The organism is Kocuria sp. NPDC057446 (assembly GCF_042802875.1).
In the GTDB taxonomy this organism is placed as follows: domain Bacteria; phylum Actinomycetota; class Actinomycetes; order Actinomycetales; family Micrococcaceae; genus Kocuria.
In genome coordinates this window covers 4,525-20,608 of record NZ_JBHVDI010000036.1, presented here as the reverse complement: position 1 = coordinate 20,608, position 16,084 = coordinate 4,525, and the positions used below count along the sequence as shown (strand labels likewise).

At 68.0% G+C, this 16,084-nt stretch carries 14 protein-coding genes; 10 read left to right on the top strand and 4 right to left on the bottom strand.

The features are described 5' to 3' along the window. Positions 1-812 (bottom strand): FG-GAP-like repeat-containing protein (locus tag ACFU0Y_RS06730; RefSeq protein WP_380213684.1); only part of this gene is annotated, 812 nt, incomplete at its 3' end. 499 nt (positions 813-1,311) lie between these two features. On the opposite strand from ACFU0Y_RS06730, the gene ACFU0Y_RS06725 reads away from it, so the two are divergent. The 6 genes from ACFU0Y_RS06725 to ACFU0Y_RS06700 all read left to right on the top strand — a co-directional run bounded on the left by ACFU0Y_RS06725 (position 1,312) and on the right by ACFU0Y_RS06700 (position 5,749). After that, on the top strand, positions 1,312-1,605 hold the full coding sequence (locus ACFU0Y_RS06725; RefSeq protein WP_380213683.1) for an ArsR/SmtB family transcription factor: 294 nt from the start codon (positions 1,312-1,314) through the stop codon (positions 1,603-1,605). Further along, positions 1,602-2,009, top strand: a complete 408-nt coding sequence (locus ACFU0Y_RS06720; RefSeq protein ID WP_380213682.1) for a VOC family protein — start codon at positions 1,602-1,604, stop codon at positions 2,007-2,009. The genes ACFU0Y_RS06725 and ACFU0Y_RS06720 overlap by 4 nt, the downstream gene beginning before the upstream one ends. Before the next feature lie 256 nt (positions 2,010-2,265). Beyond that, positions 2,266-3,819 carry a S8 family serine peptidase gene (locus ACFU0Y_RS06715; RefSeq protein WP_380213681.1) on the top strand — a complete coding sequence of 518 codons (1,554 nt, stop codon included), beginning with the start codon at positions 2,266-2,268 and terminating at the stop codon, positions 3,817-3,819. Beyond that, entirely contained in the window at positions 3,816-4,184 is a 369-nt protein-coding gene (locus ACFU0Y_RS06710) for a hypothetical protein (protein ID WP_380213680.1), read from the top strand. Before ACFU0Y_RS06715 ends, ACFU0Y_RS06710 begins: the two co-directional genes overlap by 4 nt. A gap of 5 nt (positions 4,185-4,189) precedes the next feature. After that, positions 4,190-5,302, top strand: a complete 1,113-nt coding sequence (locus ACFU0Y_RS06705) for a M14 family metallopeptidase (RefSeq protein WP_380213679.1) — start codon at positions 4,190-4,192, stop codon at positions 5,300-5,302. A gap of 129 nt (positions 5,303-5,431) precedes the next feature. Continuing rightward, a complete protein-coding gene (locus ACFU0Y_RS06700; protein WP_380213678.1) occupies positions 5,432-5,749 on the top strand; it encodes a hypothetical protein in 318 nt (105 codons plus the stop codon). Positions 5,750-5,816: 67 nt separating this feature from the next. Here the strand turns inward: ACFU0Y_RS06700 and ACFU0Y_RS06695 are convergent, their stop codons facing one another. Next, complete coding sequence (locus ACFU0Y_RS06695) at positions 5,817-6,536, bottom strand: sulfite exporter TauE/SafE family protein (protein WP_380213677.1); 720 nt, start codon at positions 6,534-6,536, stop codon at positions 5,817-5,819. Between the two features lie 49 nt (positions 6,537-6,585). Continuing rightward, on the bottom strand, positions 6,586-10,281 hold the full coding sequence (locus tag ACFU0Y_RS06690; RefSeq protein WP_380213676.1) for a WD40/YVTN/BNR-like repeat-containing protein: 3,696 nt from the start codon (positions 10,279-10,281) through the stop codon (positions 6,586-6,588). A 330-nt stretch (positions 10,282-10,611) separates the two neighbouring features. Here ACFU0Y_RS06690 and ACFU0Y_RS06685 point away from each other — a divergent pair, with 330 nt between their 5' ends. Genes ACFU0Y_RS06685 through ACFU0Y_RS06675 form a run of 3 tightly spaced genes read left to right on the top strand, consistent with a single transcriptional unit; the run spans position 10,612 to position 12,675 of the window. After that, positions 10,612-10,962, top strand: a complete 351-nt coding sequence (locus ACFU0Y_RS06685; RefSeq protein ID WP_380213675.1) for a hypothetical protein — start codon at positions 10,612-10,614, stop codon at positions 10,960-10,962. 15 nt (positions 10,963-10,977) lie between these two features. Further along, positions 10,978-11,244 carry a hypothetical protein gene (locus ACFU0Y_RS06680; protein WP_380213674.1) on the top strand — a complete coding sequence of 89 codons (267 nt, stop codon included), beginning with the start codon at positions 10,978-10,980 and terminating at the stop codon, positions 11,242-11,244. Positions 11,245-11,253: 9 nt separating this feature from the next. Beyond that, the gene (locus ACFU0Y_RS06675; protein WP_380213673.1) at positions 11,254-12,675 is read left to right on the top strand and encodes a hypothetical protein; all 1,422 of its coding nucleotides are present in this window, start codon (positions 11,254-11,256) and stop codon (positions 12,673-12,675) included. Positions 12,676-13,102: 427 nt separating this feature from the next. Here the strand turns inward: ACFU0Y_RS06675 and ACFU0Y_RS06670 are convergent, their stop codons facing one another. Beyond that, the gene (locus ACFU0Y_RS06670; RefSeq protein WP_380213672.1) at positions 13,103-14,176 is read right to left on the bottom strand and encodes a hypothetical protein; all 1,074 of its coding nucleotides are present in this window, start codon (positions 14,174-14,176) and stop codon (positions 13,103-13,105) included. Between the two features lie 1,077 nt (positions 14,177-15,253). On the opposite strand from ACFU0Y_RS06670, the gene ACFU0Y_RS06665 reads away from it, so the two are divergent. After that, on the top strand, positions 15,254-16,084 hold an 831-nt coding region (locus ACFU0Y_RS06665; protein ID WP_380213671.1), incomplete at its 3' end, for a tetratricopeptide repeat protein.

Genomic DNA, 16,084 nt, shown 5'->3' with positions numbered 1-16,084 from the left:
ATGAAGTTCGGTGCCGGTCTGTTGGTGACCTGCCAGGTGCCGTTGCCCTGGGCGAAGGCGATGGGGATGGTGTTCCATCCAGCTTGCTGGCGGACGAGGGCGATGTCGGTGCGGCCGTTGCCGTTGAAATCTCCGGTCACCACTTGCACTCCTGGGGTTGGGGCCCAGTCGGCGATGAAGTTCGGTGCCGGTCTGTTGGTGACCTGCCAGGTGCCGTTGCCCTGGGCGAAGGCGATGGGGATGGTGTTCCATCCAGCTTGCTGGCGGACGAGAGCGATGTCGGTGCGGCCGTTGCCGTTGAAGTCGCCGGTGATGACCCGAACTCCGGGTTGGTGGGCCCAGTCGGCGATGAAGTTCGGTGCGGCGCCGTTGGTGATCTTCCAGCTGCCGTCAGGCTGGGAGAAGGCGATCGGGATGGTGTTCCAGCCGGGGCTCTGGCGGACGAGGGCGATGTCGGTGCGGCCGTTGCCGTTGAAGTCGCCGGTGATGACCCGGACGCCTGGGGTCGGGGCCCAGTCGGCGATGAAGTTCGGTGCCGGTCTGTTGGTGACCTGCCAGGCGCCGTTGCCCACGGCTGCCGCCACCGGAATCGTGTTCCACCCTGGTTGCTGACGCACCAGGGCAATGTCCGTCCGACCGGTTACGGCCGCCTGCGTCCTCGGTGATCTTTGGACTGCGCCTGCAACTGGCGAAGCGGTGCCCACCACTGCGGCTGCGGCCAGCGCCGAGCCGGCCGTGATGAGACGCCGCCGGGACATCTCCGCGAAATGGGCAACCGTGACGCGATGGTCCGGGTAGTTGCGCTCAGGCATGACGAACTCCTTCAGTGGTGAGGGCCCTGTCCAACGGTCGCCCCTGCGGAACGGATGAGGCGGCTGGAGGTCGAGGTCCGAACCTGGCCGCCCGCCTCGAGGGCTGCCTGTGGCCCCACCCTCCATCCCTGCCTGTTACTGCCGCATGACTACTCGGGCAAACCCCCTTGTCATAAGGCAATAAAAGGCCCTGCACGATTAGTTGCGCCCAGAAGAACCGCCTGGGTCGCCGACGTCACCCGAGTGAGAATGGAGGTGAGGTTCGTGTCCGTCGCCTTCGCTGTCGACGTGTTCGTCCAGCGGACCGTGTGCTGGAGCGCCGCCACGACCTGCACGTCGTGACGGTTCACCCATCGCTTACCGAGGCAGGACGACGCCAACCCTCAGACAAGGTCGAGGACGAGGACCACGGAGGAAGCCATTGGAGAAGGTGTCGCAGTGATCAGCAGAATCCGATCAGAGCTTGATCGGCAACCAAAGGGTTGCCGGATCTGGGTGTGTGGACATCGTGTTCCGGGCCCTGGCCCATCCCGCGCGGCGGATCCTCCTCGAGGAGCTCGCCGCGCGGGATCGCCAGAGCCTCTTCGAGCTCACCGTGCGGCTCAGCACCGACCACGGCCTGGCCATGACCCGGCAGGCCGTGACCAAGCACCTGGCCGTGCTGCGCGAGGCCGGCCTGGTGACCACCACCGCCCAGGGGCGCACCGCGGTGCACCACCTGGACACCTCCCCGCTCACCGACGCGCGGCAGTGGATGGACTCCCTGCCGCCCCCGCCGAAGGACACGCCGTGATCATCACCTACGCCTCCGTCTTCGTGGACGACCAGCAGAAAGCCCTGGAGTTCTACACCGACACGCTCGGCTTCCAGCTCAAGGTCGACGTGCCGACCGGCCCCTACCGGTGGCTGACCGTCGTCTCGCCGCAGGCCCCGGACGGGGTGCAGCTGCTGCTGGAGCCCTCCGAGCACCCGGCGGTCCATCCGTTCAAGGAGGCCCTGGTGTCCGACGGCATCCCGTTCAACAGCTTCGGCGTGGAGGACGTCCACGCCGAGTACGAGCGACTCACGGGACTGGGGGTGCGCTTCGTGCAGGAGCCGACACCGATGGGCCCGGTCACCACCGCGGTGCTCGACGACACCTGCGGCAACCTCATCCAGATCGCCCACCTGAACGACCCGGAGGCGGCCGCCGAGTAGGGCGCGGCAGGGGACGTGCATCGAGCAGGGGTGGACCCGAGCAGGCGGGGCCCACCCCTGCTCCGGAGCCCGCCACTGGGTGCAGTGGAACGTCACGCTGGGGCGCCTGACGCCGCAGAGCAACCCAGTAACGCCGGAATAACAGTGGAGTGGTTGGGTGGCTGTCACCACGAGGACGGCGCGGCATCGACGGTGGGGCGTGTGACGGCGTCTCCCGCGAGGGTTCCGCTCGGTTGAACGACTGCAGGAGGAAGCAGTGGAACGGACCTACTATCAGCGCGGAGAACGGAAGACCCTGGAGGAGATCGAGGACGTCGTTCCGGTGAAGCTCTCCGGCGGCGACGCCCGAGCATTGTCCGACCCGGGGCTCGACGCCGCCGACCTGGGACTGCCGGAGGACACGTACGACGCGTTCCGCCAGGCCAGCTGGGTCTTCGTCAGTCCTGACGCCGAGAGAGCCCAGGGCGCGGACGGACGGACCTCGGCGGGACCTCCACAGGACGCCGGCAAGCTGGTCCGCCGCCAGGGCGGGCAATTCGGCATCGTCACGCACCGTCTGGTGGTGCAGCTGCAGGAGGACATCGAGGAGGCCGAGGCCGAGCAGGTCCTCTCGGAGCTGGCCCTGGACCTGGTGAGCAGGCTGCGTTTCGCCCCCAATCTCTTCGAGGTGGACGCCACGACGTACCCCGACGCGCTGGAGGCCTCCGTGGCGCTCCACGAGGACCCCAGGGTCAAGATCGCCGAGCCCAGCTTCCAGGAGCACATCCCTGGGCGGGCCGCGCCCATGGATCCCCGTTACGGGGAGCAATGGCAGTGGAAGAACACCGGCCAGACCGGGGGCACGTCCGGGGCCGACGTCTCTGCCGAGATCGCCTGGGACCGCACCCGAGGAGCCGGCGTCCGCGTGGCCGTGATCGACAACGGCTTCCTGGTCGACCACGAGGACCTGCAGGGCGCGGTGAGCGAGACCTCCGGCTTCTTCATCGACGCCGACCCGGGCCCGCGCGTGCGGCCGCAGTTCGTCCAGGGTACGGCCGGGATGCCGACCGGCGACCACGGGACGTTCTGCGCCGGCATGGTCGGCGCCCGCCAGGGCAACGACCTCGGCGGCTCCGGTGCGGCCCCGGAGTGCGAGCTGATGCTGCTCGCGTGCCTGCCCGACGCGATCGGCGACCAGGTGACCCTGGCGCGGGCCGTGGCCTACGCCGCCGATCCGTCCTTCGAGGTCGACGGCGCCGGTCCCGGCTCCGGGGCGGACATCCTGGTCTGCAGCCTGGGCCCGAACGGCGCCGACTGGGAGCTGGCGACCGCCCTGGACCTGGCGCTGTCCTTCGCCCCGGAGCAGGCCCGCGACGGCGCGGGCATGGCGGTGTTCTGGGCGGCCAGCAACGGGCGGAACGTGGACGTGCTCAAGGACGAGGTGGTCTCCCACCCGGACGTGATCGCTGTGGTCCGCTCCACCCACGACGATCTGGAGCACGACGCGGCCCGGGGCTCGGAGGTGGAGCTGATCGCGCCGGGCGTGAACGTGCTGAGCACCGACGGCCACGGCGGCTACCACCCGTCGACGGGCACGAGCTTCGCGGCCCCGTGCGCGGCCGGATGCGCGGCCCTGGCCCTGTCCGCGAACCTGGATCTCACGCGCGAGCAGCTGCGGACGATCATGCGGGAGTCCGCGGACAAGATCGGCGGCGTCCAGTACGACGCCGACGGGCACAACGACGACTACGGCTACGGGCGGGTCAACGCGGCCGCGGCCGTACAGGCGGCGGAGCAGCTGCTCTCCTCGCCGGTGCGGAGGGCGTCATGAGCGACGAGTCCGAGCTGCCCCCGCTGATGCACGTCGAGATCCACGGACCAGAGCTGGCCGACCTGCGGGACTTCGCCAGGGAGACCGCGGCGGACCTGGGCTGCCGGGCGATCCCCCGGCGGGAATCCGAGGGCTGGGTCGTGGACGCCTATCTGCCGGAGGACCGGCTCGAGACCGCCCGGAGCGCCCGCTCCGCCGGCCGGGTGCGGCTGGAGGTCCGGGAGAACGCCACCGCCGTCGGCCGGGAGCGCCAGGCCGAGGTCGGTACCGGCAACCGGTTCAGCGGCGGTGACGCCGCCCGCGGCTCGGCCACCGTCCGCGGCACGGAGCTGGCCCCCGTGCGGGGGCTGGGGGAGAAGCGCTGATCACCATGGCCTACCTCAACGTCGACGAGATCGAGACGGCCCTGCAGTCCCTGGCCGCCGAGTACCCCGAGCTCACGGAGCTCATCGACCTGCCGCACCCCACCCACGAGGGCCGGCGCACCCGGTGCCTCCGCATCGGGGCCGACCCGGACCGGGACGGGGTGCTGCTCCTGGGCGGCGTCCACGCCCGGGAATGGGTGCCGCCGGACGCGCTCGTGTCCCTGGCAGCCGACCTGCTGGAGGCCGGCACCCTCGGCACGGGCCTGGTCTACGGCAACCACCAGATCACCGCGGCCCGCGTGAAGCAGGTGCTGGAGGGCACGAGCCTCTACGTCTACGCGTGCGTGAATCCGGACGGGCGGCACCACAGCCAGACCGCGGAGCCGATGTGGCGGAAGAACCGGCGTCCCCATCCGAACGGCGGCATCTGCACGGGGGTGGACGTCAACCGCAACTTCGACTTCCTGTGGGACCACACGGCGAAGTTCCATCCTGACGCCGACGTGGCGACCTCCGCGAATCCCTGCGACCCCCGGCAGGTCTACCGCGGGCCCTCGGCCGCCTCGGAGCCCGAGACCCGCAACGTGGTGCACCTGCTGGACACCCGGCCGGACATCCGGTGGCACGTGGACGTGCACAGCTACGTCCCCGTGATCCTGCACAACTGGGGCAGCGACGACAACCAGAGCACGGACCCGCAGCAGAACTTCCGCAATCCGGACTACGACGCGCTGCGCGGACTCCCCGGCGACACCGAGTACGGGGAGTACATCCCGGCCGAGGACCTCGACGCGGAGGTGGCGCTCGGGACCGTGATCAGCGAGGCGATCCGGCAGGTGCGCGGCGACGTCTACCCGGTGGAGGCGGCCTTCGGCGGGCTCTACCCCACCTCGGGGGCCAGCGACGACTACGCCTACAGCCGGCACTTCGAGGACTCAGCGCGATCCCGGGTGCTGGGCTTCACGATCGAGTGCGCGCACAGCTTTCAGCCCCCGTGGACGGAGGCCGAGCACGTCATCCGGGAGGTCTCCGCAGGGCTGCTGGCCCTCGCGGCGGAAGTCGCCGACCCGGCCTGCAGCGAAGAACCCGCGTCCGTCGACCGGAGGGAGACATCCTGACCGGCTGCTCCGACTCACCGCGTGCCACCGGGCCCTGGACGATCCGTAACGCCGCAGTAACGCCTTCCATGCTCCATTGGTGGGACGGTCCCTCGCGGAGGTGCAGGGACACGGAGGACAGAGGCAGTCATGACTTCAGCACCGGAACCTCATGTGTCGAGCGCGGTCGAGCAGATGGCCACCGATCTCCGGACCGACCGCCCTCCAGTGCCCGGTGTGCCGAGCGAGATGGTCGATGCCGCGGTCCGGGCGGGATTCCAAACGGCAGTCGGCACGATCGCTTTCGCCGGTTACAACGTGTCCGGCAGTCACTCCGTCCAGTTCAATGTGCAGGACGGGGGCGGTTACTCGTCCTCATGGCCACAGTGGGCGTTCGAACTCGCGAAGGACGCCTTGCTGGGCAGCAAGCGCGTGTGGGTGGCATCCAACGGCGATCCCTTCGGCTAGAATCTCGTCTTCGTCCTGATCCTCGCCTGAGCATGGGCGGCTGCGAGCACGACGCTGCGGGACGCCCTCAGGGGGCCACGCCCAGGAGCCGCAGCGAATATCCGCCCATCACCACCCAGAACAGCACGGAGTACCCCTTCTCCCCGACCTTCGCGTTGAGGTAGCGCCCGAGGAACGTGCTGGCGATCATGACGGGGAACAGGGTGCCCAGCAGGACCAGGGACTGGGCGCTGAGCAGACCTGCCTCGGCGTAGATTCCCGCCTTGGTGGCGTCTCCGGCGAGGGAGACCACGGACGCGGCGCCGACCAGGTGTCCCCGGTCCAGGCGCAGCAGCCGCAGCGCCACCCCTTTCAGGGGTCCGGAGGTGCCGGAGAACCCGGAGGTGGCGCCGGAGGCCAGGGCGAGCACGGGCATCCCGACCTTCTGCACTCTGGGGAGTCGGAGCCGCTCGGCGAACAGGGCGCCGAGGATGCTCACGACCACGGCGGCGCTGACCCAGGACTCCGGGGCGAGCACGAGCAGCCAGGCCCCGATCGCGGAGCCGAGCACCACCAGGACGAGGACCACCACGGACTTGCGCCAGGGGACGGACCGCCGGTAGGCGAAGAGCTTGACGAGGTTGTTGGCCGCCAGCAGCAGCGCGGCCAGGGCCACGCCCTCCTTGGTGCCCAGGGTGAGGGCCAGCAGGGGCACCAGCACCAGGGAACCGCCGAGCCCGGCCGAGGCGGACAGCGTGCAGGCGGCGGCGGTCCCCGCAACGATCAGCAGCAGGATCTCGGGTGTCATGTCGCTCGAAGGGCCGGGGCCGCTCGCGGGCCGGTGGGGGCCGTCTCCATCAGGAGCCGGGCTGGATCTGCGCCCGGACGTCCAGCCCGCCGAGGACCTCCCCGCTGCCGGCGTCCCGCTGCGCGATCCGCAGGTCGTAGGACCGGCCCACGCCGGCGCGCTCCGGACGGTCGAGGAGCAGGAACAGGGTGTGCCCGGCGCCGGGCGGCAGGACCACCCCCCGCAGCCGCGCCCTGCTGCCCCCGTCCGCGGCGAACATGACGCCGTGCTCGAGCGCCGCCTGGAGGTCACGGATCCTCTGCTGCGCCCAGTCCTGCCGGTACGGATGCTCGCTCTGCTGGTTCTCGGCGACGAGGTCGGCGTGCTCCGCGGCCCACGCCCGGAACTGCTCGAGGTCCTCGCCGAAGGACAGCCCGTCGCCGGCCTCCTCGAGGGCGCCGGTGGTGCGCAGGGACGGCAGGAAGAGTCTTGTCCGTCCGGGATAGCCCGAGAGGTCGAACTCCAGATCCACGATGGTCTCCCGCTCCGGATCGGTCCCGTGGACGCGGAAGGCGACCGGCACGGGCGGGGCATCGGGGAGGGTTCCGGTGAACTGGACCACCAGAAGGTTCTTGTGCGCCGCCTTGCGCTCCCGCAGGGAGTTCGTGTCGGTGTGGGTGATCGCGGACGTGTAGGGATCGTCCGCGTGGTGCAGCAGCGCCAGGACGCAGAAGTGGTGGTTGCCGGCGAGCGCGGCGGGCGGGGGTAGGCGATCCGAGGTCAGGTCGAACGCGGCGATACGGGGGAAGCCGACACGGACGTCGTGCAGCGTGAGCACACCCAGGGTCTGCCAGTCGGCGGTGGTGATGTCGGTCCCGTTCTGCACGTTCGTCGCGTAGCCGGGCGGAAGCGGCGGCAGCCCGGCGGAGGCGTTGGCCAGCAGACACATGACGCGGACATCGTTCGCGGGGACGACGCCGCGGTTGTGCACCTGCACGTAGACCCGGGTGGTGATCGTGGCGGTCGCGTGCGTGGCCACGGCGCGGGCGTCGTCGCTGAGCGTGTCGACGAAGTCGAGGAAGTCGATCGCGGCGCCCGGCGGGAACTGGTACCGGCCGTTCACATCGGGGGTGTCGACCTTGATGTCGGGCCCGCGCCAGTGGGCCACGGTCTGTCCCGGGTGGACCGGGTCCGGCAGGAAGTCGACGGTGGCGAACCGGCCTTGGTCCAGCTGGGTGTCGCGCACGTAGAGCTCGACGCCCTGCTTGGGCGCACTGTCAAGGGTGCGCTCGAAGACCCCGCGGCCGTGGGTGGAGGCCCGGAGCAGCCGGCGTGGTGCATGCAGCTGCAGGTCCAGCACCGCCGCGTCCGGGAGCCCGCCGGAGAAGACCTGCCAGCTGGCCCCACCGTCGGTGGAGCGCCAGATGCCGATGTCCGCGCCGGCGTAGAGGTGCTGCGGGTCCGTGGGGTCGACCACCAGAGCGTTGTGCTGCACGTCGAGGAGTGCGTCGCCGGCCCCGGCGGCCGGTCCGCTGCGGGGCTGCCACCGGGCGCCGTCGAAGTGCCAGACGTGGCGGTGGTCGCCGCTGCCGCCGAACGTGAGGTAGATCGAGTTGCCGGTCGCGTCCGCGGGGTCGACGGCGATGGACGTCACCACACCGGCCAGGGGCAGGGCGTCGGCGCCGCCCATGGTGTCCAGCCGGGTCCGGGTCCAGGCGGTGCCGGACCGGTCGAGACGGTAGACACCGCCGCTCATCGTGCCGGCGTACAGCTTGTCCGCCGAGGCGAAGGTCAGGCACCGGATCTGCGCGTCCAGTGCGTCCGAGGCCAGGCTGTTGCCGGGGATCGAGCGCCACGAGGTCGCGAAATCGGTGCTGATCCAGGGACGCACGGAGCCGAAGGCCAGGACCTCGGCCTCCGCGGGCGCGGCAGGGTTCGCCGGCGTTCCCGCGAGCGGTGCGTAGAAGCGGACGCCCTCTCCCGCGCTCAGGGGCACGGGACGGTTCGTGTAGCTGTAGCGGCGCCCGCCCGTCTCGCTGCGCCGGACCAGATTCCGGACATAGGTGTCGGCCACGCGGTAGGGATCGTTCCAGTTGACCACGAAGTACCCGCTGTCACCGCCCGAGGTGTAGAGCCACGCCTCCTCCCCGGTGAAACGTTCGCCGCCGTTGTCCTGGGATCCGGCGAAGACCACGGCGTCCTCCGCGGGGTGCTGGCCGAGGAAGTTCTGGGTGAGGGTCTGCAGTCCCTGGTTGAGCGATGTGAACAGATTTCCGGTGCCCGCGGCATCGTCGGTGCGGTAGACGCCGCCGTCGCAGCCCACCCACAGCTGTGTGGTGCTTCCCGGGGTGAACACGATGGTGTGGATGTCCGCGTGGACGGAGTTGCCGATATAGGTGGCGCTCGCCGACGGGCCCGAGGCGCCCACCGTGACGTCGCAGCTATAGAGCGCTCCCGACCAGTCTCCCCCCGAGAGAACGGTGGAGCCGCCCAGGTAGATGCGGTCGGCGTCATCGGGGGCCACCGTGACGGCGAGGTCGTACCAGCCCTGGCCCCCGACCAGATCACCCGGGGCGGGCAGACCGGTCACCTGCCGCCAGGTCCCGTCGGCGGTGTCGAGCCGGTGGACGTGCCCGTGCTCCGTGAACGCGTAGAGAACCCCGGGATCGTCCGGTCGCACCGCGAGGCTGATCCGGCCGACCGGGGCGGGGAGATCTGATCCGACCCGGACCCAGGTGTCCCCGTCCGTGGAGGAGTAGACCGGGCCGAACCAGAAGGCGGCGTAGAACGTGGTCGTGCCGCCGGAGCGGGCCACGACCACGCTGGTCGCGCGCACGGACCCCGGGCCCGGGGGCGCCTTCCGGTCCCAGTGGAAGCCGTCGGCGCCGTCGGGTTCCCGGCGGTAGAGGCCCTGCCGGGTGGCGCCGATCACACGGTCCGGGTCGGCCGGATCGACGGCCAGAGCGTAGAACGCGCTTCCGGCCAGTGGGGCGCTTCCCGGTGACACCGGCTCGGTGACCCAGTTGAGTCCGCCGTCCACGGAGCTGAGCGGGCCGACACCGAAGTAGGCGCCGCCCTGTCCCTCGCCCGAGCCGACGTAGAGGCGGTCCTGACCGGCGTCCGCCCCTGGCACCACTGCGATCGCGCCCACGGCGAGGCTGTCGGAACCGGTGTGCGTGGGATCGAGGTCGAAGGCGTCCATCAGCGACCGCCACGAGGCGCCGCCGTCCTCGGTGCGCCAGACGCCGCCGTTGGCCGCACCGACATAGGCACGGTCCCCGCCGGCCACCGGGGCGATCGCGGGGGTGCGGCCGCTGACCGCGGGCATCACCCCGCCCTGGCCCTGCCGAACGACCGAGGGGCCGATGGGGACCCAGTTGTTCGCCGGGGGCGCGTCCGGGGCTGCCCGCGGCGCGTCCGGCGGCTGCTGCCTCCGCCGGTACTCCCGGATCGTCCGCCGCCGGTCAGGCAGGGGAGACGGCTCCTCGTCGTCGTCGACGGTCCGCGGCGCCCCGTCCGTCCCGGGCGCCCCGCCGCCGGTCCTCGGGGGCTCCTTCTGCGCCGCGGGGGGAAGGGAGGCGGGCGCGGCGCCGGTCCTCGCCGACTTCGGCTGCAACGGCGTCAACCGCTCCTCCAGGAAATCGCGGGACCGCTCGAAGGGGCCGTCCTCCGGCTCCGGGTTCGTGCGCTCCGGCGTGGCCGTCCCGTCCGGGGGAACGTTCTCGTCCCGCTCGTCACCGTTCGGGGTCACAGGGGTGTCGGTCATCACGACTCATTTCCTGGTGGTCGGTGGATACGGCCGAGCGTAGACAGGGAGCGTTATCCGGGCATTACCGGGACGGCTCGCCCGCACCATGCGGTGGCGCGCCACGACCGGCCCCCTGCACGTCGTGGTCGTGGCCTCGACCGGCGTTCGAGCTACCAGCTGTGCACCGTGGCCTGTCCGGCAGGAACGGCTCGCGCATCGACGGGTCTGCGACCCGGACAGTGGCAGGGCCGGAGCGCCAGAGCGGAACATCGGCTCACACTCGTGACATGGGGCGCGTACCGGCGGAGAATCTGATTATCTTGTCCGGTATCGGCTCAGGAGAAAGACATGGCGGATGAAGGGCGCATCAAGACACAGCGAGTTCTGGTTGGACTCGCCGAGCGTCTGGCCGGGTGCGCATCGCTGCGACCAGGCTCCATCGGAGTGGTGATGCTGGGCGAGGACGGCGGAGATTACCAAGTGGAATGCCAGGCCGGATCGGCACGGATTGCGACGGCTGGAACTCCGCGGGTCCATCAGTTCGAGATCCTCGGGCGGCCCGACAAGGTCAGAGCCCTGCTTTCGGGTGAACATGATGCCGTGACGCTGTTCCTGAGCGGAGGCATCCGACTGCGAGGCGACCTCCGCTATGTCAGCGACCTGGCCCGCGAACTGGGAATCATCGAAAAATCCCTGTAGCTAGAGGAGGCTGTCATGGCTGAAACAGCGGGTTTGATCCAGAGAATCAATGTGATTCCGACGACGACCGGTGGGCTCGCCTGCTTCTGGATGGGTCCCCACCCGACCAATACGGAACTGTTCGCCATCGTCCGGTCGAGTACGGACTCCGCCGCGGAAGGTGCGTTCAAGAGCAGTATGGTCGACGCATTGACAAGCGCTTATGTGACCCGTCAAGAGGTGACGATTACGCACGGCGACGACAGCAGTACCGTGGACAGCATCAGGTTCGAACCGTCCTGAGGAGGCAGCATGCCGACGACGAGAGGACAGATCCAACGACTGCACTACCTGGGCACCTCGGTGTGCGTCGAGATCGGTCCCGCCCCCACTGATACCGAGCTCTTCTGGATGACCTTCGGGAGCGAGGACGACGAGCATCGGCTCGGCATGAAGCACAGTGTTGCCCATCTTCTTGCCCATGCGCTGGGCTACGGGTTCTCGGTGAGCATTGAGCACAGTGCGGATTCAGCGGAAATCGGTGCCGTCACCATCGGCGGCTCCGACATCTCCCCGATCGGACATGCTGTCCGGCACGACGCCTACACCATCTCGGGCTCTGCCATTCCGGCCGACGTGGAGGTCGTCTTCGAGGACGTCTTCACCATCACCGTGGTCACCCCGGACCTGGTGCGTCCGCACTGGATCATGATCGCCGAGTTGCCGGCGTCCGTTTCCCTTGGCCGCACCACCGTGCGACTCCGGGCACCGGGCTTCACCTCCGACACAGTTCCGATCACCGTGGTGGATGGTCCGCCGGTCCGGTGCCGCGTACTCTACCCCGGTGCGCCAAAACCGGATCCGTACACGATCGCCGTGATCGCCAACCCCATGCTCGAGCTGGAACAGCGCAACCGATACAGCCCTGACCCGATTATGGCGGACCGTGTGGCATTCTTCGACATGGTTGCTTTTGCACTGGGAAACCTGCTCAACGTAGCCGAGGACCTTCTGCGCCGAGACGAACTGGACTCGTACATGAGGTTCACAGCCGTCTTCGACGAGGTGCTTTTCGAGTCGAACGCCACCAATGCGCTCGTCGAACTCAACCCCCCCAATCTGATCGGACCCCGGAGGGGGGCCTTCTCGAACTACCTGGGCCGGTTCTCGGAACGCGCTGACGTCGCCTTCGCCGTCGCAGGGTCTACCACCCACACGAGAGCTTCGGCACGGCTGACTGCCGACGACACCGGCGGTCCGGCCACGCCCTACACGTACGACGCCGGCGGATTCGAACACCAGCACTTCTACGACGAGCCCGGGGTGGCCACCCTGTCCATCTTCAGCAACACAGCGGGCCTCACGCCTCTCCACGAGTTCGGTCATGCGGCCTCGGCATGGCCGACGGGGGCGGTGCTCGATCAGTACGTGGACGGAGGCCCCACGCCAGGCGCCCTGATCGTCAACAAGAAGTGGCGCGTGAACGTGAGTGATGCGGTCCCCGGCGTGTTCGGCGCCTACAACGGGACCGACTACAACAGTGACGCCGCCCGCGACGGCCTGGGGTATGCCGCGACTTGGCGTTCCTACCATCCACAGCTGAGCGACCCCGCCCGCCCCAACCTCATGGACAATTACTGGCTCGCACCTGGAGGTACCTTCCAGCAATGCCGGCTCGACCGGCTCACGTACGACTGGTTCTCGGACCGGCTGCGTGCCAAGGTGTTCCGATAGGAAAAGTGCGCGATGGAACCGTTGCATCCAAGTGACCGGGAGGCCCTGAAGCGGGTTCACCCAGGCCTCACCGACGACGAGATCAATCGGACGGAGGAGCTCATCAGCAGGATCGACGCCGAGGACGAATTCGGACATTCGGAGGAGGCGGAAGTCATGCGCCTCGAACTGTCACGATTCATTCGCGACCACATGCCTCGGTACGGGGACGTCATGCGTGATGTCGCGGCCAGCCGACGCGATCAGTTGGCAGCCCGCCGGACAGCACCTCGGGTATTCCACAAGCGATCACAGACAGGCCAGTGAATCGGTCGCTGCGGATCGGCCCCCGCACGGTCGCGGCCGCTTGGTCGTTTCGGTGAAAGTGTTTCACCGTGAGCGTCGAGCCGGAGTGTACGTGGCAGCCCCGGGCTCCACGACGCAGCCGCTACTGGATCTCTTTGTTCTTCTGCCCGGCGACCTGGCTGAGCACGTCGCTGGCCTTGCGGTCGACGAAACCGGTCACGAGCTGCTGGGACGCTCCGAACACCACTGCCCACGCCAGGATCTGGGCAGGGGTGTCCAGGTTGCTGAGGCCGGGAATGAAGGCGCCGCGCATCAGCAGCAGCCCGAGGACGGCAGTCAGGGCCCCCATGGGGAGCTTGAGGATGGACAGGGCGACCGGCAGGCCCAAGCGCGTGCTCCGGCCGTTGAGATGGCGCAGACCGGTGGCACCGGACACCGCGCCGGACAACAGCCCTATGAACTGGACGAGGACGATGTCGACCGAGTTCTCCTCGGGGCCGGTGGGACAGACGGGGCCGTCGTCCGGGTAGAAGCACAGCGGCACGTGCTCCGGTTCGAGCCATCCCCAGACCGCCAGACCGGCGGCCGCCAGGGTGAGGACCACGGCGGTGGCGTACAGCACGGCGCAGAAAGTCTGCACGCGCGCCACCTCCCGGCGGGCCTCCAGGCTCGCCACCCAGACCGCCTGGATGATGGCCTGCCGGCCGTACTCGTCCAGCCTGCCCTCCGCCGCCGGAGCAGCGAGCTTCTCGACCCGCAGCCGGCGGGGGTCGTTCTTGCGCAGGTGGAACTGGACGTGCGCCAGGATGTGGCTGATCTGACCGCCCAGGTACTCCTTCGGCGCCCGGCGCAACAGCGCGACCTCGGCCGCATCGAGATTACTCGTGACGCGCTCCATGGTGGTGACGTTGCGGACGGGACGCCACCAGGACAGTCCTTTCGCCGCCTCGGTTGCTTCCTCCAGATGACGCTCGATCGCCTGGTCGAGATGACAGCTCAGGTCTCTGTGGGAGGGGTCTTCGCTCGCGCGGTACCAGTCGAGCAGCGTTCTAAGTTCCGCGCCCCGGGTGAGGGCCTGCTCCCGCCACGGGCGGTTGGTCGGCCGGAGAGCCGCAGGCTCGCCGTTCTCTCCGGTCCTGCCGTTGCCGCTGGCCGGCGCCCTCCCCGGGCTCACGGCCGTGGGCCCCTGATCCTCACGCGGGGTGCTCGTGCTCACCGGTCGCTCCTTTCCCTCCGTCAGGCACCGAGTGGGCGCACCGCCGACCTCTTGCCCCTGGCCCCATGGCCGCACCCGCAGGCTCCGCCGGCACCTCTTGCGGTGTCCCGCTACACCGGCCCGGGTCGGCCGTCCTCGAGTGCACCGTAGGCGCGGGCGCATGACCGTCCCGTTACTGGTGGTCACGTGGCCGCGGACCCAGCCTTTCTCTTGGGACCATCGTCGAGCAACGGCGTGCCGCATGTTGCCGGACCCTGCGTCAGTGTGAGTTGAGGCCAGTGGATCGTAGCCAGTTCGCCAGACGTAGGGCGGATCATGATCGACCACTATGAGCAGTACTACACTCCCCTCGCTGGGTTCACCGGTCACTGATGATGGGGTGAAGAGCAATGCTCGTCCTCGTGCCGACGGCTGGCCCATCTGGCCGCTTACGAGTCACAGTCAAGGCATGCTCGGCCACCACTGTGTCAACGTTCACGCCTTCGCGTATTTATCCGGGGAGGGTGTTGTCGAGAAAAGCGCAAATGGGCAGATGTTATCGGTCACCCTACTCGTCGTAGAAGATGAACGTCTGCTCCGCTTATGCCCGTTCCTCCGGATTCGTCTGCTCTATGCCCCGGGCGAACCACGCCACCCACAGTCGATTGAAACTGCAGAGATGCAAACAGAGGATCGCATCCAATAGGGGCCGATCCAGATCCGTTATCTAACTTTCGTCACCGCCGCGCAAGCACAAGCGTTTTTTCGGTCAGATTTTCAGGTAGGACAATAGCGCGGGGTGCGGGAAGACGAAGAAGATTATGGTCATCTATAACCTACATAAATTGCATGCAACTGCGAGCTTGATCCGATTACCTTGTATCTGTCAATAAATATCCAAGTTTGGTAAATGTCGCTAACATCCGTCTGATTTGGACTGCATTTGTCTTCCCCGAAGTCAGCGCTGACATCTAATAAACTGCCATGCGTCGAGATGCCTTGCAACGTCACGATAGATCGAGAGAGATGCAACCTACCGCATACTCGGACGCCCATGAAACATGACTACGTACCTAACGATACGGGCACGGAACTGCAGTGCACGGCGAGTACGGGTGTAAAACGTGTGTTGGATGTGAAAAACCCATCGCCACAGCCCGCCGTCCACATCCGCTAAGGAGCGGTGCACGTAACTTCTTTGATGCCGAACTAGTGTGGCAAGCAAAAAGTGGTTGGATTATGGTCAACATAAAAAATGAAAAAATCATGCAAGAAGATGGTGATAGGTCGCTGGATCAGCAAGTGGCCGAGGGGAACGAACTGTTTAAAATAGGTAGGTGGCAGGAAGCATTCAACGTGGCGGACGATATCGTGAAAAATTTTCCGGATTCTTCTAGTGCGTGGCTTTTGCATGGCCTTACACGGGGAATCTTTAATCGACTGACCGATGCGTTGGGCTCATTTAATCAATCACTACACTACAACGATAATGCGAAATCACATAGATACAAGGGCCTCGCTTTGTGGCTGTTGGGCCGAAAACAGGAAGCGCTGGTGGAGTATGAAGCGGCGACCGCGTCGGATCCTAGCTATGTGGAGGCCCACTCCCTGTTAGCAAGGCGATTGGTGGAGCTGGGTCGGGTGGAGGAGGCGATCGCGCGCGCGGGGAGTATTGAGAATGTTGCCGGCCAGGTGGCCTACCGGCGCGGTCTGGGGGATCGGTTGCGTGAGCTGGGTCGGGTGGAGGAGGCGCTGGCCCAGTACGAGGCCGTGACCGGGTTGGTTCCTGAGGAGGAGGCGTCCTCGCGTGCGGTGGCCGAGACGCTGGTGGAGCTGGGTCGGGTGGAGGAGGCGATCGCGCGCGCGGGGAGTATTGAGAATGTTGCCGGCCAGGTGGCCTACCGGCGCGGTCTGGGGGATCGGTTGCGT